General features: G+C 40.2%; 15 protein-coding genes and 1 rRNA gene. 3 read left to right on the top strand and 13 right to left on the bottom strand.

Going from position 1 to position 17,645, the window contains the following annotated elements; translation table 11 throughout:
- Positions 1-58 precede the first annotated feature (58 nt).
- The 5 genes from GWJ05_RS09840 to pepQ form a co-directional block, all read right to left on the bottom strand.
- Positions 59-1,601, bottom strand: a 16S ribosomal RNA gene (locus tag GWJ05_RS09840).
- Positions 1,602-2,019: 418 nt separating this feature from the next.
- Positions 2,020-2,550 (bottom strand): menaquinone-dependent protoporphyrinogen IX dehydrogenase, encoded by a 531-nt coding sequence (gene hemG / locus GWJ05_RS09835; RefSeq protein ID WP_087803812.1) that lies wholly within the window; start codon positions 2,548-2,550, stop codon positions 2,020-2,022.
- A 20-nt stretch (positions 2,551-2,570) separates the two neighbouring features.
- Positions 2,571-4,022, bottom strand: coding sequence for a Trk system potassium transporter TrkH (gene trkH, locus GWJ05_RS09830; protein ID WP_036939643.1), 1,452 nt, complete (start codon positions 4,020-4,022; stop codon positions 2,571-2,573).
- A gap of 25 nt (positions 4,023-4,047) precedes the next feature.
- Entirely contained in the window at positions 4,048-4,668 is a 621-nt protein-coding gene (locus GWJ05_RS09825; RefSeq protein ID WP_036939646.1) for an IMPACT family protein, read from the bottom strand.
- The gene (gene pepQ, locus GWJ05_RS09820) at positions 4,668-6,002 is read right to left on the bottom strand and encodes a Xaa-Pro dipeptidase (RefSeq protein WP_036939649.1); all 1,335 of its coding nucleotides are present in this window, start codon (positions 6,000-6,002) and stop codon (positions 4,668-4,670) included. The genes GWJ05_RS09825 and pepQ overlap by 1 nt, the downstream gene beginning before the upstream one ends.
- 267 nt (positions 6,003-6,269) lie before the next feature.
- Between pepQ and fadB the strand changes: the two genes are divergently transcribed.
- On the top strand, positions 6,270-8,450 hold the full coding sequence (gene fadB, locus GWJ05_RS09815) for a fatty acid oxidation complex subunit alpha FadB (protein WP_036939652.1): 2,181 nt from the start codon (positions 6,270-6,272) through the stop codon (positions 8,448-8,450).
- Positions 8,451-8,461: 11 nt separating this feature from the next.
- On the top strand, positions 8,462-9,625 hold the full coding sequence (gene fadA / locus GWJ05_RS09810) for an acetyl-CoA C-acyltransferase FadA (protein WP_036939653.1): 1,164 nt from the start codon (positions 8,462-8,464) through the stop codon (positions 9,623-9,625).
- Positions 9,626-9,774: 149 nt separating this feature from the next.
- Here the strand turns inward: fadA and fre are convergent, their stop codons facing one another.
- From fre to pepE, 3 genes are all read right to left on the bottom strand, one after another.
- Positions 9,775-10,476: an NAD(P)H-flavin reductase gene (gene fre, locus GWJ05_RS09805; protein WP_036939657.1), complete on the bottom strand. Its 702-nt coding sequence runs from the start codon at positions 10,474-10,476 to the stop codon at positions 9,775-9,777.
- Positions 10,477-10,491: 15 nt separating this feature from the next.
- Positions 10,492-11,961, bottom strand: a complete 1,470-nt coding sequence (ubiD, locus tag GWJ05_RS09800; protein WP_036939659.1) for a 4-hydroxy-3-polyprenylbenzoate decarboxylase — start codon at positions 11,959-11,961, stop codon at positions 10,492-10,494.
- Between the two features lie 119 nt (positions 11,962-12,080).
- Positions 12,081-12,806 carry a dipeptidase PepE gene (gene pepE, locus GWJ05_RS09795; RefSeq protein ID WP_036939662.1) on the bottom strand — a complete coding sequence of 242 codons (726 nt, stop codon included), beginning with the start codon at positions 12,804-12,806 and terminating at the stop codon, positions 12,081-12,083.
- 287 nt (positions 12,807-13,093) lie between these two features.
- Here pepE and rfaH point away from each other — a divergent pair, with 287 nt between their 5' ends.
- On the top strand, positions 13,094-13,594 hold the full coding sequence (gene rfaH, locus GWJ05_RS09790; protein WP_036939665.1) for a transcription/translation regulatory transformer protein RfaH: 501 nt from the start codon (positions 13,094-13,096) through the stop codon (positions 13,592-13,594).
- Positions 13,595-13,657: 63 nt separating this feature from the next.
- On the opposite strand, the gene tatC is transcribed toward rfaH, so the two are convergent.
- The 5 genes from tatC to GWJ05_RS09765 all read right to left on the bottom strand — a co-directional run bounded on the left by tatC (position 13,658) and on the right by GWJ05_RS09765 (position 17,645).
- The gene (tatC, locus tag GWJ05_RS09785) at positions 13,658-14,446 is read right to left on the bottom strand and encodes a Sec-independent protein translocase subunit TatC (protein WP_115370494.1); all 789 of its coding nucleotides are present in this window, start codon (positions 14,444-14,446) and stop codon (positions 13,658-13,660) included.
- A 3-nt stretch (positions 14,447-14,449) separates the two neighbouring features.
- Positions 14,450-14,968 (bottom strand): Sec-independent protein translocase protein TatB, encoded by a 519-nt coding sequence (tatB, locus tag GWJ05_RS09780; protein WP_036939670.1) that lies wholly within the window; start codon positions 14,966-14,968, stop codon positions 14,450-14,452.
- A 3-nt stretch (positions 14,969-14,971) separates the two neighbouring features.
- Complete coding sequence (tatA, locus tag GWJ05_RS09775) at positions 14,972-15,241, bottom strand: twin-arginine translocase TatA/TatE family subunit (RefSeq protein ID WP_006535549.1); 270 nt, start codon at positions 15,239-15,241, stop codon at positions 14,972-14,974.
- Positions 15,242-15,366: 125 nt separating this feature from the next.
- On the bottom strand, positions 15,367-17,004 hold the full coding sequence (gene ubiB, locus GWJ05_RS09770; RefSeq protein ID WP_036939673.1) for a ubiquinone biosynthesis regulatory protein kinase UbiB: 1,638 nt from the start codon (positions 17,002-17,004) through the stop codon (positions 15,367-15,369).
- On the bottom strand, positions 17,004-17,645 hold the full coding sequence (locus GWJ05_RS09765; RefSeq protein WP_161681388.1) for a ubiquinone biosynthesis accessory factor UbiJ: 642 nt from the start codon (positions 17,643-17,645) through the stop codon (positions 17,004-17,006). Before GWJ05_RS09765 ends, ubiB begins: the two co-directional genes overlap by 1 nt.

Here is a 17,645-nt window from a genome sequence, read left to right as displayed (position 1 = left end):
TGCTCGTTCTTCATCAGACAATCTGTGTGAGCACTGCACATAACACGTATCTCTTAGGTAAGGAGGTGATCCAACCGCAGGTTCCCCTACGGTTACCTTGTTACGACTTCACCCCAGTCATGAATCACAAAGTGGTAAGCGCCCTCCCGAAGGTTAAGCTACCTACTTCTTTTGCAACCCACTCCCATGGTGTGACGGGCGGTGTGTACAAGGCCCGGGAACGTATTCACCGTAGCATTCTGATCTACGATTACTAGCGATTCCGACTTCATGGAGTCGAGTTGCAGACTCCAATCCGGACTACGACAGACTTTATGAGTTCCGCTTGCTCTCGCGAGGTCGCTTCTCTTTGTATCTGCCATTGTAGCACGTGTGTAGCCCTACTCGTAAGGGCCATGATGACTTGACGTCATCCCCACCTTCCTCCGGTTTATCACCGGCAGTCTCCTTTGAGTTCCCGCCATTACGCGCTGGCAACAAAGGATAAGGGTTGCGCTCGTTGCGGGACTTAACCCAACATTTCACAACACGAGCTGACGACAGCCATGCAGCACCTGTCTCAGCGTTCCCGAAGGCACTCCTCTATCTCTAAAGGATTCGCTGGATGTCAAGAGTAGGTAAGGTTCTTCGCGTTGCATCGAATTAAACCACATGCTCCACCGCTTGTGCGGGCCCCCGTCAATTCATTTGAGTTTTAACCTTGCGGCCGTACTCCCCAGGCGGTCGATTTAACGCGTTAGCTCCAGAAGCCACGGTTCAAGACCACAACCTCTAAATCGACATCGTTTACAGCGTGGACTACCAGGGTATCTAATCCTGTTTGCTCCCCACGCTTTCGCACCTGAGCGTCAGTCTTTGTCCAGGGGGCCGCCTTCGCCACCGGTATTCCTCCACATCTCTACGCATTTCACCGCTACACGTGGAATTCTACCCCCCTCTACAAGACTCTAGCCAACCAGTTTCAGATGCAATTCCCAAGTTAAGCTCGGGGCTTTCACATCTGACTTAATTGACCGCCTGCGTGCGCTTTACGCCCAGTAATTCCGATTAACGCTTGCACCCTCCGTATTACCGCGGCTGCTGGCACGGAGTTAGCCGGTGCTTCTTCTGCGGGTAACGTCAATTGATAAAGGTATTAACTTTATCACCTTCCTCCCCGCTGAAAGTACTTTACAACCCTAAGGCCTTCTTCATACACGCGGCATGGCTGCATCAGGCTTGCGCCCATTGTGCAATATTCCCCACTGCTGCCTCCCGTAGGAGTCTGGGCCGTGTCTCAGTCCCAGTGTGGCTGATCATCCTCTCAGACCAGCTAGAGATCGTCGCCTAGGTGAGCCATTACCTCACCTACTAGCTAATCCCATATGGGTTCATCCGATAGCGCAAGGTCCGAAGAGCCCCTGCTTTGGTCCGTAGACGTCATGCGGTATTAGCCACCGTTTCCAGTAGTTATCCCCCTCTATCGGGCAGATCCCCATACATTACTCACCCGTCCGCCGCTCGTCAGCAAGAAAGCAAGCTTTCTTCTGTTACCGCTCGACTTGCATGTGTTAGGCCTGCCGCCAGCGTTCAATCTGAGCCATGATCAAACTCTTCAATTAAAAGTGTTTGATGCTCAAAGAAATCGAAAACTTAGCTATTCATAAATGAATTTACTTTTGTTGTTCACTCTTCAAGACTTGATACATCTAATATTTTAGAAGATATCGTCTCTGCGAGTGCCCACACAGATTGTCTGATAATTTGTTAAAGAGCAGTGCAACATTCGCTGCCGTTTCCGGTCTTCTGCGTTGTTGCGAGGAGGCGTATATTACGTTATTCCTCTGAAGAGTCAAGAGTTTTTTCAAACTTTTTTCTTTTCTCTTCGCTGTCCTTCGTGGCTGTTGTCAGCTCATCGTCGGTCAGTGGATGCGCATTATAGGGAGATCTCGGATTAGCGCAAGTGTTTTTTTAAAATAATTTTCTGTTCGTTCAAAACGCCAACAAGACGTATAAAAACCCAACAAAAAAGGAGAGATATCACTCAATCTTGGCAAAATGAGTGGCAAATTCACTTACTTTATTCCAATCCGTATATTCAATTTCTTTTGTTGGATCTGTTTCACCTTTTGTCATCTTCATAATTAACTGGATCATGACTCTATCAATCCATTTATAACGAGGATAAAAAAGTGCGCCAGCAAATACCCCCGTTAACGTTGGCTTCCACGGAGTCTTATCTAAAAATTTACGCATATAAGCATTCGTCTCAGGTGTATTCTTTTCCGCTTTTCTTGCAGTAAGATTAACGCCAAAGAATGCGGACGGCATACTATTTAATTGTGCAAGATGACGAGTGATAAATTTATCGAGAGCTTTATTAAAGTAACCATAACGAATAGAAGCACCCACTAATACTTTATTATAAGCAGATAAATTTAAACTCTGCTGAACAGAGGTTAAATCTCTCACATCACATTCATAACCGTGTTGTCTTAATTCGTTGGCGATTTGTGTCATGATCTTTTTAGTTTGACCATCAGTACTACAATACAACAATAGCGCGCTCATACATCACTCCTTGTATTAGATTAATCACGCCAAAACGTTGGGGTAAATAAAACTAATAATGTGAAAACTTCTAGTCGTCCAAATAACATTGTTACGACGAGTATCCATTTTGCTGCCGGATTCATTGTCGTAAAGTTATCAGCGACAATGCCTAATCCAGGACCAAGATTATTTAACGTTGTTGCAATAGCAGAAAATGCAGAGAACTCATCAACCCCTGTTGCTATCAACAACATTAAGCTAATAATAAAGACCAAAGCGTAAGCGGAGAAAAATCCCCAGACGGCCTCAATAATACGTTCGGGTAATGCCCGATGACCAAGCTTGATGGTATAGACTGCATTCGGGTGAACAAGACGTTTTAATTCACGATTTCCTTGTAAGAATAAAAGCAATATTCGGATCACTTTTAATCCACCCCCCGTTGACCCTGCACATCCACCAATAAAAGCAGAGCATAATAATAGAAGAGGCAAAAATGCAGGCCATTGTGCAAAACTGTCTGTTGCAAAACCTGCGGTTGTCGCCATAGAGACAACTTGGAAAAAAGCCTGATTTATGGTTATCCATCCTGAATCATATACAGAATAAAGCCAAAGAATACCGCTGCAGATAATGACTAATCCCAATTGGATTGAGATAAACATACGAAATTCAGGATCACGCCAATAAATATTAAGACTTCTTCCTGTTAATACGGCGAAGTGTAAACCAAAATTACAGCCAGAAATTAAAAGGAATACACCAATAATGATGTTAATGGTTGGGCTATTAAAATAGCCAATACTGGCATCGTGAGTAGAAAACCCGCCAATCGCAATAGTGGAAAAACTATGAGAAATAGCATCAAACACATCCATGCCTGCAATCCATAACGCTAGAGCACAAATAATTGTAAGCAAAACATAGATAAGCCAAAGTGCTTTTGCTGTTTCTGCAATTCGAGGACGCATTTTATTATCTTTCAATGGCCCCGGCATTTCTGCGCGATATAGCTGCATTCCCCCAACACCTAAAAGTGGAAGAATAGCAACAGCTAATACAATTATCCCCATCCCCCCTAACCATTGGAGCATTTGTCGATAAAACAAAATAGCTTTAGGTAAGGAATCTAGCCCCACTAAGGTTGTGGCACCCGTTGTTGTCAGCCCAGAGAAAGATTCAAAAAACGCATCTGTAATAGAAAGATGTGGTTGTTCAGAGAAAATAAACGGTAATGCCCCCACACTGCCTAACACAGTCCAAAATAAAACTACAATAAGAAAACCTTCTTTAGGCTTAAGCTCACTTTTTTTATTTCGGTTAGGGATCCACAGCATTAACCCAATGATCAATGCAACAATAAATGTTTGGCTAAATGCTCGTCCGGCACCATCTCGGTATATTAATGCGACAATACCAGGAATGATCATCGTGACAGAAAATAAGATAACGAGCAGTCCGACAATACGGGTTATTGAACGAAAATGCATTTAGCGATTTCCTTGGTAGCAAAGATTATTCATTTTTATCTAATGGGATTAATTGCATACTACCACGACTCATATCGCGTAGTTTAATTTCCACTTCATCACTATGTACAGCTGGCAATGAAAGAATAAATGTGACTTTATCGGTATATTCGCTTGAGAGCACTTGCCCTTGATATTGTTCAACGACTTGTTCAAGTAATGAAACAAGTGAATATTCACACTCCACATTAAAGCGCAATTGTGGCACTTTTGTCTTTGTTGATAATATTTTTAATGCCTGCTGAACACCACTACCATAAGCACGAACCAACCCTCCTGTTCCTAATTTGATCCCGCCAAAATACCGAACAACAACTGCAGTTACTTCCCCCATTCCACTTCCCAAAAGAGGAGCTAGAATAGGTTTTCCCGCAGTACCTGTTGGTTCACCATCATCAGAGAATCCTAATTGTTGCGAATCATCTGGCCTGCCAGCAACAAAAGCCCAACAGTGATGTCGGGCATCAGGAAATTGCTCTTTGATAGACTGAATATAAGCTTTAGCTGCATCAATACCCTCAGTGTGAGCAATAAATGTAATAAAACGGCTTTTCTTTATTTCTTCACTGAACTCTACCGTTTCAGCGGGGATCAAATACGCTTTCATCAGGCTAAGTGTAAGTCTCTAGTCATATTTTCAATTTTGTTATCGTGGATAATAATATTATCTTCAATACGAATGCCACCAAAGGGTTTGAAGTGTTCAATTTGCTTCCAATTAAAATGAGTGCTGTATTTCCCTTCTTTCCAAGGCTCTAATAAAGAATCGATGAAGTAAAATCCAGGTTCAATCGTTAATACCATGCCAGGTTCAACAATACGTGTACAACGTAAGAATGGATACATAGCAGGAGCCGCTAAATGAGTTCCTTTATCATCTTGCATAAACCCAGCAGCATCATGAACTTGCAGACCTAAAGCATGCCCTAAACCATGAGGCAAAAATGGTGTCGTTAAGCCAGCACTCACCATCTCTTCTTCACTAACACCTTTCACAATACCGTATTTATTGAGTAATCCAGCAATACGTTGATGCATTTGAACATGGTATTCCGTGTAACGCACACCCGCTTTCATCGTTGCGATCAACGCTTGTTGTGCATCATTCATATCTTTAACTAAAGACGTAAACTCATGATTTTCTTTTGCGCTATAAGTACGAGTTATATCAGCAGCATAACCATTATATTCTGCGCCAGCATCAATCAGGAAACTACGATATTCATCTGGTGATTCATGATCTAATTTAGTGTAATGCAACACAGCCGCATGCTCATTTAATGCAACAATATTCCCATAAGGTACATCGGTATCACGATGACCTGTTGCCATTAAATACGCCATATTAATATCAAATTCACTTAATCCCGCTTGGAAAGCTTCGCGTGCAGCAATATGACCATTCACTGCCATTTTCTGAGCTTCACGCATACAGGCTAATTCATAACCTGTCTTATAGGCACGATAGTAATGATAATAATTAAGAAGAGATTGATTATTAATATTATCAATACTCACGCCTAATGATCCAGCTCGTTGCGTATTTGGGCCAATATAAGCAGTATTCTTATTAATATAAGGCGCAAGTTCTTTTTGAATATCATCAACATTTTTTAGATGAATTAATTCAATTTCATGCGTCCAATAGCTACTTGGTAAGGCTTCAACACTATGCCAATAATCAACTGGAGAATAAAACCATAATTTTGGTTTATTAACACCATCAACTAATAACCAGCAATGGGGGACATCCGTCACAGGTACCCATGCCTTAAAATGCGCATTAACTTTAAAAGGGTAATCACTGTCATCAAGAAAAATACGAATAGGCTCACCAGAATGAATTAATACGGAATCAAGATGGTGTCTGGATAAAGCATCACGCGTACGATTTTGTAGAGTTTTGATATGTTCTTGGTACAGAGAGAGCAATTTTTCCATTATTAATGACCTTATCTTATTCATTGTTAATAATTCAGCTTAACACGCCAACTCTTTTAGTGGCTAACACCATAACAAAAATAGATTATTAGCAATTTATTTCACTTTTTTTTACCAAATAAAGCAACATCATAAAATTCAATAAGTTAAGTAATTTCACTGTGATCCTCCTTGCAATTTATTAATCGAATATTTGCATTTATTTAACATTGTATTCACACTCTTATTATCTGGTCATACCAGTCTATACTTTTAGGGAGAATACAAATGCTCTATCAAAGCGAAAATATTCAAGTCAATTGGGTGAAACAAGGTATTGTTGAACTCGTTTTTAACGCCAAAGGCTCTATTAATAAATTAGATACCAAAACAGTTGCGATGCTAAGCGAAGCTTTAACCGTATTAGAAGCAACACAAGATCTAAAAGGTGTTATTTTACGTTCTGAAAAACCTGCCTTTATTGTCGGTGCTGACATCACTGAGTTTCTATCCCTATTTGATGCCCCTGAAGAAGAATTGACTCAGTGGCTACACTTTTCGAATCAAATCTTTAGTCGACTCGAAGATTTACCCGTTCCTACCATCTCTGCTATCAATGGTTATGCGCTTGGTGGAGGATGCGAATGTGTACTTGCGACCGATTTCCGTATTGCATCCCCTGATTTACGTATTGGCCTTCCGGAAACCAAACTTGGGATCATGCCCGGCTTTGGGGGATCGGTACGTCTTCCTCGTTTAATTGGTGTCGATAATGCATTAGAAATTATTACTGCGGGTAAAGATGTTGATGCGCAAACTGCACTTCAAAATGGATTGATCCAAGCTATTGTTCCATTGGAAAACTTAAAAGAAAGTGCACTTTCTCTAATAGAGCAAGCGATTGACGGTAAGATTGATTGGAAGGCCGCACGTTATCCGAAAACAACGCCATTAAGGTTGACAGAACTTGAACATAAGATGTCTTTTGGTGTAGCTAAAGGCATGGTGATGAAAGTAGCTGGCCCTCATTACCCAGCCCCTATTACCGCAGTAAAAACTATCGAAAAAGCAGCCTTCTTAAATAGAGATGAAGCACTCGCTCTTGAAACTGAAAGTTTTGTCAAACTCACGCGCACTGATGTTGCTAAAGCCTTAGTCGGCATTTTTCTCAATGATCAGTATGTCAAAAATATTACGAAAAAACGGCATGCAGAATTACCTAAACAAGCAGCTGTATTAGGTGCGGGTATTATGGGCGGTGGAATTTCCTACCAATCAGCCTTAAAAGGTATTCCGGTTATTATGAAAGATATTAACCAAAAATCCCTTGAACTGGGTATGAATGAAGCGCTAAGCCTATTACAAAAACGCCAAGAGAAAGGTCGCATGACCGCTGTTGATATGGCGAAAACACTCGCCTCTATTCAACCAACACTAAATTATGCCTCTGTCAGCGATGCAGATATTGTGGTTGAAGCCGTTGTTGAAAATCCAAAAGTAAAAGCAACGGTACTTGCAGAAACAGAAGCATTATTAGCAGATAACGCGATCCTTGCTTCTAATACCTCAACAATACCTATCTCATTGCTCGCAAAATCCTTAAAACGCCCAGAAAATTTCTGTGGTATGCATTTCTTTAACCCTGTTCATCGCATGCCTTTAGTGGAAATTATTAAAGGTGAAAAAACCAGTGAACAGACTATTAATCGTGTTGTTAGTTACGCCAGTAAAATGGGCAAAACACCAATTATTGTTAATGATTGCCCCGGCTTTTTCGTAAATCGAGTCCTCTTCCCTTATTTTGCGGGATTCTCTCTCTTGCTAAGAGACGGTGCTGATTTTATTGCTGTTGATAAGGTGATGGAAAAAGTATTTGGATGGCCAATGGGGCCAGCATATCTACTTGATGTTGTAGGCATTGATACTGCCAATCATGCTCAAGCAGTCATGGCCCAAGGCTTCCCTGACAGAATGGGCTCTATTGAACGTGATACTATCGCATTGTTATATGAACAACAGCGATATGGGCAAAAGAATAATCATGGTTTTTATCATTACTCTGTTGATAAACGAGGAAAAAAACAAAAGACGGTTGATGGGCACATTCAAACACTAATCCAACAAAATGCGGGTAAAACACAAGCGTTTAGCGAAGACACGATTATTGCTCGCATGATGATCCCGATGATCAATGAGGTTATTCGTTGTTTAGATGAAGGCATTATTGCTTCACCGGCCGAAGCTGATATCGCACTAGTATATGGCTTAGGTTTCCCTCCTTTCCGTGGTGGTGTATTCCGTTACCTCGATACTATTGGGACAGCGAAATTTGTTGCTGATGCACAGCAATATGCGTCATTAGGGCCACTCTATCAAATCCCTGAAAGTTTAAAACAGAAAGCGCAACTCAACGAAACCTATTATCCAAAACCCGCAAAAGTAGATGTTAACATCAGAGAACTCGCTTAAGGAGAGATGAAATGGAAAAGGTTGTCATAATTGATGGTATTCGTACTCCGATGGGACGCTCTAAAGGTGGTGCTTTTCGCCATGTTAGAGCGGAAAATCTCTCTGCTCACCTGATGCAAGCATTACTAAAACGCAACCCTAATATTAACCCAAATGATATTGGTGATGTGATTTGGGGCTGTGTACAACAAACTTTAGAGCAAGGTTTTAATATTGCTCGTAATGCTGCGTTGCTGGCAGAACTTCCTCATAAAGTGCCAGCTGTCACTGTTAACCGCCTATGTGGTTCATCAATGCAAGCACTACATGATGGTGCTCGCCAAATTATGCTTGGTGATAGCCAAGTGGCATTAATTGGCGGTGTTGAGCATATGGGTCATGTACCGATGACTTATAATGCAGATTTTAATCCATCGCTTAATCTTTCTGTCGCTAAAGCCTCATTTTCCATGGGGTTAACCGCAGAAATGTTGGCTAAATCATTCCAAATTTCACGTGAAGACCAAGATAAATTTGCTTATCGTTCTCACCATTTAGCCGCTCTTGCAACACAGCAAGGCTATTTTGATAATGAGATAGTGGCTATCAATGGCCATGATACAGAGGGTAATTTCATTAATGTCAGAAATGACGAAGTTATTCGTTATAATCCAAGTCTTGATGATTTAGCGCAGCTTAAGCCAGTATTTGATCCCGCAACAGGCTCTGTTACAGCAGGAAATTCATCGGCAGTTTCTGATGGTGCATCAGCAATGTTTATCACCAGTGAACGGTATGCTAAAGCGCACAACTTAAAGCCTCGAGCTATTATTCGTGCTATGGCTGTTACAGGGTGTGATCCCGCTATTATGGGTTATGGTCCTGTTCCTGCCACAGAAATTGCATTGAAGAAAGCTGGATTAACACTCGGTGATATTGATATTTTTGAACTCAATGAAGCTTTTGCAGCACAATCATTAGCCTGTATGAAAAAAATGAATTTGCTAGAAAGTCTAGATGACAAAATTAATTTAAACGGTGGTGCAATCGCCTTAGGACACCCTTTAGGTTGCTCCGGTTCACGTATAACAACCTCATTACTCAATATTATGGAACGTAAAGATGCACAATTTGGCTTAGCGACAATGTGTATTGGATTAGGACAAGGTATTGCAACGATTATAGAACGTGTTTAATGCGATATTCTGTATATCCACGTTCTTATAGTTAGAAAAGTATTCTTTTCGATTGCATGGTTAAAAACCATTTTCCCGCCGTCAGGGGCGGGTTTTTTTATGGCTTTAAAAACAACAATAATGGCAAATAACAAGGCATTGTTGCTTTATCAGATAAATTCAAAAGCATCACTAAATAGACGTGTTTTATCCGCATTACGCTCATTACAAAAACGATCTCTGGCTATTTTGGCCATTTCAAAACGCCCTGCAATGTAAATATCATATTCTGATAAATCACCGAAATCTTCACTTATTGCAGTTAATACAGTCCCTTTTCTGCCTCGCCAAGTCTCATCTGGTTGTTCAACCACAGGAACAATCGTTAAAGAAGGATGCAACTCTGATAATTCTTGTAATTCATTAAGATCATAGAGATGAATGCGCTCTCTTCCCCCCCAATAAATTGTAATAGGTCTCTGTGGATTTTCAGCTAATGCCGCCAATAAAATAGAATGGGTATAAGAGAATCCCGTCCCTCCTGCAATTAATAACAGCGGACGTTGGCTCTCTTTTCTAAACCATGCATTTCCGTGAGGAACATCAATCGTGAGTTGTTGTTTCTCTAATATCACATCAAGCACAGCCATTGCATAAAGATTGAGTTCAGACGCACCAATATGAAGTTCAATAAAGTCTTTATTTTCAGGTATAGATGCTATAGAAAAAGGACGTTTATCACGCTCATCCATAACGGCTAAAAGATATTGCCCAGCCTGAAAATCAAATTCACCATCAGGTAATAATCTTACCCGATAAACCGTATCTGTCATCGGCTCAACAAGTGAGACTTTACAATTCAGTATTGCCATGTTGTTCCTCTGTTATTATTTAAGAATATCAAGCTGTTCCCAAATAGTATCGACTCGTTGCTTGACTTCATCAGACATCACAATAGGTCTGCCCCATTCTCTATCTGTCTCACCCGGCCATTTATTGGTTGCATCAAGCCCCATTTTTGACCCTAGTCCAGAAACAGGCGAAGCAAAGTCGAGATAATCAATAGGCGTATTTTCCATCAGAATAGTATCTCTCGCAGGATCCATTCTGGTCGTAATTGCCCAAATCACATCTTTCCAATCTCTTGCATTGACATCATCATCGCAAACAATCACAAATTTAGTGTACATAAATTGTCGCAAATAAGACCAAACCCCCATCATCACGCGTTTAGCATGACCCGCATACTGTTTTTTCATGGTCACAACAGCTAAACGATAAGAACATCCTTCTGGAGGCAAATAAAAATCCACAATTTCAGGAAATTGTTTTTGCAATATCGGAACAAGTACTTCATTAAGTGCAACACCTAATACCGCGGGTTCATCAGGTGGACGTCCGGTATATGTTGAATGATAAATTGCATCTTTACGGCGTGTTAAATGCGTAATAGTAAACACAGGGAAAGAGTCGATTTCATTATAATAACCAGTGTGATCACCATATGGCCCTTCTGGCGCGAGCTCTCCTGGCTCAATATAACCTTCAAGGATAATTTCAGCACTTGCTGGTACTTCGAGATCATTTGAAAGACATTTTACAACTTCTGATTTATTACCACGCAATAAACCCGCGAATGCATATTCAGATAAGGTATCTGGCACAGGTGTTACCGCACCTAAAATAGTGGCAGGATCTGCCCCTAATGCGACGGAAACTGGGAACCGTTCTCCGGGGTGTTTTTGGCACCACTCTTGAAAATCTAAAGCACCACCACGATGCGATAACCAGCGCATAATCACTTTATTTTTACCCAGCACTTGCTGACGATAAATGCCTAGGTTTTGGCGCTCTTTCAATGGACCACGAGTCACCGTTAATCCCCAAGTAATCAAAGGCGCCGCATCTTCAGGCCAACAATGCATAACAGGGATCTTCGTTAAATCAACGTCATCACCTGTTAAAACCACCTCCTGACAAGGGGCTTTGCTCAAGCGTTTTGTTGGCATATTTAAAACTTGCTTAAATTTAGGTAACTTATCAAAGAGATCACGAAAACCTTTCGGAGGATCAGGCTCTTTTAGAAAAGCTAATAGCTTTCCAACCTCGTGTAGGGCTTTAACATCATCTTGCCCCATTCCCATTGCGACACGCTCTGGTGTACCAAATAAGTTACAAAGCACTGGCATATCAAATCCTTTTGGATTTTCAAACAACAGTGCAGGCCCACCGGCACGTAAAGTTCTGTCCGCTATTTCGGTCATTTCAAGGTAGGGATCTATTTCAACGGTGATACGTTTTAATTCACCTTTTTTTTCTAATAATGAAAGGAAATCTCTTAAATCGCGGTATTTCATCATAATCTTACGAGCCAGTGAGTGAAAGAAAAGAGGGCTAGGCCCTCTTTGAGACGCTATAAGCTAAACGCATAACTCACTAAAATGCAATGCTTTTTATTTGATAGCGTTTACTATACTTATAAACAACGGAATGGAACCCATTCTGAAAGTAATGTAGTATCAAACTGTTCAGGGAATGTTTTTCCATGTTGGAAGATTTTAAAACCTTCATTTTTCGCGCTGTAATAACGTAATTCTTCACCTTGAATATATAAGTAGCTCCCTTCACGAATAGCCACAACAATCTCATCGGGGTTGATTGCACAGAACTCAGCAATACGCTCATCGCGTGTTTCACCCATATGACCACTAATGGATGCATCAATGTAATGTGGGTTAATTTGAACAGGGAACAAGCCGAGTGACGGCATAATTACAGAGGAACGTACTGGCATATCATTAGTTGTTCGAATTGTTGGCGTTGCAACGTTACAGCCAGCACTCCAACCAATATAAGGAATATTACGCTCACGCACTGCACGTTGAATTGGAACAACTAATCCTTTTTCATGCAACATTTGGTTTAATAACCATGTATTACCGCCGCTAACTAAAATACATTCCGCATTATTGATTGCATCAACTTCTGAATCAAAATGTTCAATACATGTAACTTCAATGCCTAACACTTCTGATAAATCACGAGCACGTTGATCATGATCGGAACGAATAACAGCATAGGCAATTAATACTGCAGAACGAATACCTCGTTTTTTGATCATGCTATCGATATTATCTTTTGCATAGCTTAACCAACGTGGATCCCCGGCAATTTTTCCGTTACTTAATAAAAAAACTTCCATGACAGAACCTCTTTATAATTATGAACAAAATTCTAAGATAATCATCTTGAAAGCTTTTTCTTGTTTTTACCATCACTTTTTTGTCAACTTGTTACCTCTATCCGAGATCCAATTGAAAGTAACAAAAACCCCCACTTTTATTGCGTATGAACACAGCTTTTCTCTTTTTTTTCCAGTATAAAATCACGTTAGGCTATTTTTATTTAAACCCAATAGATGACTGTTACCTTAATTATAAATTTGCTATTATCAATTAAATTAAAATTAACTAACTTATTGTCTCTACTATGAAAAACTGGCACTTGCTGTATTGTAAACGGGGGCAAATCCCTCGTGCTATCGAACACTTAGAACGTCAGCAAGTGAGCTGTTTCACACCTATGGTAACAATAGAAAAGGTATTAAGAGGAAAACGTACAACCGTAACAGAACCTCTTTTCCCTAATTACCTTTTTATCGAGTTTGATCCTGAGGTTATTCATACCACCACTATTAATTCAACGCGTGGCGTCAACTCATTTGTACGATTTGGGCAATATCCTGTCACAGTCCCTCAAGATGTGATTGATACATTACAAATACCTCAACTTTCATCGATGACATATAGCGAAGAAAATGTACCTCATAGCGGAGATAGTGTTTTGATTACAGAAGGTATTTTTCAAGGGATACAAGCAATATATCAGGAGCCTGATGGTGAGGCTCGCTCAATTTTGCTTTTAAACATATTAAACAGCGAAGTAAAAAAATCAGTCAGTAATAAAGAATTTAAAAAAGAGCCATTCTAGAAAAAGTTAACCCAGCGATTGCTGGGCTAATATTACATGATTTCAAGAAACTTGTTCCTAAAACTATTTTTGCTGTTCTGTTTCCGCTTCCGCCTCTGCTTCCTCAGCTTCTTCTTCTGGTGTTTTTCTTCGGCCGTTACCCACATAAAAACGCGATAGTATGACACCGATTTCAAATAGCAAGTACATAGGTATCGCTAGTAAGGTTTGAGAGAAAACATCTGGAGGTGTCAATACCATACCTACGACAAAGGCACCCACAAGAATATAAGGACGTTTTTTCTTTAAAGCATCAGGTGTCGTTACACCACTCCAGCACAGTAAAATAATCGCAATAGGTACTTCAAAAGCCGCACCAAACGCCATAAAGAGCGTCATGACAAAACTGAGATATTTACTGATATCTGGAATAAAGTTAACCCCTTCAGGGGTTGTATTAACAAAGAAGCCAAATGCAAGAGGGAACACAACAAAATAAGCAAACGCCATACCAAGATAAAATAATACCGTACTTGAAACAAGCAACGGTAACATTAGGCGACGTTCATGTTTATACAATGCTGGTGCGATAAAAGCCCATACCTGATAAAGAATAACAGGTACAGAAGCAAAAACGGATACCATAATTGTCAATTTAATCGGAGTCAAAAAGGTAGAGGCAACATCTGTCGCACTCATATTTGACCCTTGTGGCAACTTATCAAGTAATGGAGCCGAGACTAATTGATAGATATCGTTAGAAAAATAAACCAGCCCTAAAAAAACCACTAGAACAGAAACTAAGCTATACATCAAACGCTTGCGTAGTTCTATTAAATGGCTGATCAGCGGTTGGGTATCGTTTACTGCCATGTTTTAATGCTCACCATTGACCTGATCAGTTGTTTTTTTCTCTATTGTTACTGTTTTAGTAACAGGAACTTCTGTCTTTGTAACACTTTCTGCCACAACAGGTTTATGGCTGTTAGCATCATCATTAACTTCATCAGCTTCAGCAAGCGCGGCAAGATCAGAAGGTGACGGTTCCGTAGAGTCGGTTTTTACAGACTGCTCTGTTGTTGATTCTGGCGTTGAAGGTGTTTGGTAAGTCTGCTTTAAAGATTGTGCAGCCTCTTTTAACTCATCCATGGACGCTTTTAACTCTGGCGATAGCGTTTGTAAATTTGCTTTCTCTTCAACTTTTTTCAAGCTCTCTTGGAGTTCTTGAAGCTTGAGTTCTTGAGTAAGCTCATTTTGTACATTCGCAGCCAAAGAGCGCAACGCCCTTACCCAGCCAGCAATTGTTTTTACTGCTACGGGCAAACGTTCTGGCCCCAGAAAAACAAGACCAATCACCATGACCAATAGCAGCTGACTAAAACCAATGTCAAACACGGTTTATACCTGCTCTTTGTTTTTGCTCTCAGTTGTAGACTTCTCTTCTGTTGAAGTCTTCTGCGCTAAATTTTTAGTATCAAAATCTGCGTCATTATTTGTTTTTTCAGCATTGTTGGTGTCTTTATCTGCTGCTTCATCACCAATCGCTTTTTTGAAACCTTTTACTGAAGCACCTAAATCTGAGCCCAATGTGCGCAGTTTATTTGTACCAAATAATAAGACAACGATGACAGCGATGATGAGTAATTGCCAAATGCTAATACCGCCCATTTTATGTTCCTCAACTATTTTCGGGGTTATACTTAATAACAGTGCCCATTATATACAACGAATTCAATTTTCGGGAATCCCGAATTCATCTTTTAACTTGCTCAAAAACAAACTTTGATGTGTTTTTATTGTGCATTACCCGATCTAAACCAACCTAAAATCCATGCAAGAAGACCTAAACCGATAAAAACACTGAATAATGTTTTAAAACCAGAAACAAAAAACAGGCTACCGCATAAAAACAGTGTTGTCCCTATACCCAATAAAAATAGAGACTGTCTCTGTTTGACTCTTTGCGAACTTATTTGTTCCGTCAATTTGTCTAGTGTTAACTTCATATTTTTATGTTGTTTCAGACTATCATAAACCAGCTCTGGTATCTCTGGCATTTTTTCAATCCAGTAAGGAGCCTTACTCTTTATGCCATTCATTAACGCTGTAATACCAATTTGACTATGCAACCAATCTTCTAAGAAAGGTTTTGCTGTTTTCCATAAATCCAATTGCGGATACAGTTGTCGCCCAAGCCCTTCAACATAAAGTAAGGTTTTTTGAAGCAAAACTAATTGTGGTTGCACTTCCATATTAAAACGACGTGCGGTATTGAACAGATTAAGCAGTACATGACCAAATGAGATCTCAGAAAGTGGCTTTTCAAAAATCGGCTCGCATACAGTGCGAATAGCAAATTCAAAATCTTCAACATTAGTATCTGCCGGCACCCAGCCAGAATCGACATGCAATTCAGCTACTTTTCGGTAATCACGATTAAAGAAAGCCAAAAAATTCTCTGCTAAATAGCGTTTATCTTCTTTATTTAATGAACCGACGATGCCACAATCAATACCAATATAGTAAGGATTTTCAGGGTGATCATAGCTAATAAACACATTGCCAGGATGCATATCCGCATGGAAAAAACTGTCTCTAAACACTTGAGTAAAAAAGACTTTCACTCCGCGCTCAGCTAGCAACTTCATATTGGTATTTTGTGCATTTAATGCTTCAATATCTGAAACAGGAATACCATAAATACGCTCCATCACCATCACATTTTCATGGCAATAATCTGAATACACTTCAGGGATATACAGCATAGAGCTATTTTCAAAATTACGACGTAGTTGAATAGCGTTGGCCGCTTCACGCAGTAAATTTAGCTCATCCAGCAGTGTTTTTTCGTATTCTCGGATCACTTCTTTTGGTCGTAAACGACGGCCATCAGGTAAAAAAGGTAATAAATTTGCCAAGCGGTACATCAAACGGATATCTGCTTTGATCACCGGCTGAATATCGGGGCGAATAACTTTCAGTACAACTTCTTTGCCGTTTTCTTTTAATTTCGCGGTATGAACCTGAGCAATAGACGCTGAAGCCAGTGGCGTTTCATCAAAATCATCAAACCATTGGTCGATGGGACCACCGAATGAATTTTCGATATATTGTCTTGCTTTTTTACCATCAAAAGGAGCAACTTTATCTTGCAATAGTGCAAGTTGATCAGCAATTTGAGGAGGAAAAAGGTCACGTCGAGTTGATAACATTTGGCCTAATTTAATCCATACTGGCCCTAATGTTTGCAATGCGAGTCGTAAGCGTTCACCTAATGGTTTTTCTGGATGTTTATTTTTGATCCAAAAGAGTGCTCGGCATCCTAATCTTGCGGGTAAAGTAATTCGATGTTTAGGAATTAATTCATCAAGCCCATAAGATAAAAATACCTGAATAATATGATAAAGGCGCTTTAACTCACTAAGGAGCATTATTTTTTCTCCAATGTGCCTAACCGTTTTTCCAGCTCGGCTGTTTGCTGTACAAGCTGTTCTATTTCATCATAAAAATGGACTGTTTCTAGTATGCTAGGTGCAGTTTTCCACTCTTCAATTAACGCATCACGTAAATAACCTTTTTGCTGACTCAAAAGTGAAGAAAATAACTGAACACCCTTTCCTGCAACAACAGTCAAACTTTGCGCTGCTAGATCGCCAATATAAGGCGCCAAATATTGCGCGGGCTCCCACTGCGCCATATCAAGCAATGCAGACCAGTTTTGTACAACCTGCATATCACCATCAATAGTGATATCACCACGATTGATCAGTGCTGACATTTTCTGGCGATCACGAAGCTTAATTAGAGTACGTAATTTTGTTTTTATCAAACAATCAGTTTCGTCATCCCACTGGCTTAATACATCAACTTGTTGCTCGCTAAAGACTAAGTAGATGGAACGAGGAAACTCATTGATAGAAAGCGCCAACACTTTGCCCGCAAGACGATTGCGGGCAGGTTTAAGCACATTTTCCTGATATAAAACGTGATTAAGTGCAGTTTCCATTGATGCTGTTAACAGCGGATACAGCACTTGAGAAGCAATATCATGAGAAAAAGTGGCTTTTTCCAT

Source organism: Proteus sp. G2626 (genome assembly GCF_009915985.1).
Classification (GTDB): Bacteria; Pseudomonadota; Gammaproteobacteria; order Enterobacterales; family Enterobacteriaceae; genus Proteus; species Proteus vulgaris.
Note: the sequence above shows the minus strand (reverse complement) of the source record. Positions and strands in the feature narration are given on the sequence as shown.

Bases quoted from the DNA above. Each gene is read 5' to 3' on its own strand.
- hemG (WP_087803812.1), bottom strand. From the start codon at position 2,550: ATGAGCGCGCTATTGTTGTATTGTAGTACTGATGGTCAAACTAAAAAG.
- trkH (WP_036939643.1), bottom strand. From the start codon at position 4,022: ATGCATTTTCGTTCAATAACCCGTATTGTCGGACTGCTCGTTATCTTA.
- GWJ05_RS09825 (WP_036939646.1), bottom strand. From the start codon at position 4,668: ATGAAAGCGTATTTGATCCCCGCTGAAACGGTAGAGTTCAGTGAAGAA.
- pepQ (WP_036939649.1), bottom strand. From the start codon at position 6,002: ATGGAAAAATTGCTCTCTCTGTACCAAGAACATATCAAAACTCTACAA.
- fadB (WP_036939652.1), top strand. From the start codon at position 6,270: ATGCTCTATCAAAGCGAAAATATTCAAGTCAATTGGGTGAAACAAGGT.
- fadA (WP_036939653.1), top strand. From the start codon at position 8,462: ATGGAAAAGGTTGTCATAATTGATGGTATTCGTACTCCGATGGGACGC.
- fre (WP_036939657.1), bottom strand. From the start codon at position 10,476: ATGGCAATACTGAATTGTAAAGTCTCACTTGTTGAGCCGATGACAGAT.
- ubiD (WP_036939659.1), bottom strand. From the start codon at position 11,961: ATGAAATACCGCGATTTAAGAGATTTCCTTTCATTATTAGAAAAAAAA.
- pepE (WP_036939662.1), bottom strand. From the start codon at position 12,806: ATGGAAGTTTTTTTATTAAGTAACGGAAAAATTGCCGGGGATCCACGT.
- rfaH (WP_036939665.1), top strand. From the start codon at position 13,094: ATGAAAAACTGGCACTTGCTGTATTGTAAACGGGGGCAAATCCCTCGT.
- tatC (WP_115370494.1), bottom strand. From the start codon at position 14,446: ATGGCAGTAAACGATACCCAACCGCTGATCAGCCATTTAATAGAACTA.
- tatA (WP_006535549.1), bottom strand. From the start codon at position 15,241: ATGGGCGGTATTAGCATTTGGCAATTACTCATCATCGCTGTCATCGTT.
- ubiB (WP_036939673.1), bottom strand. From the start codon at position 17,004: ATGCTCCTTAGTGAGTTAAAGCGCCTTTATCATATTATTCAGGTATTT.
- GWJ05_RS09765 (WP_161681388.1), bottom strand. From the start codon at position 17,645: ATGGAAAAAGCCACTTTTTCTCATGATATTGCTTCTCAAGTGCTGTAT.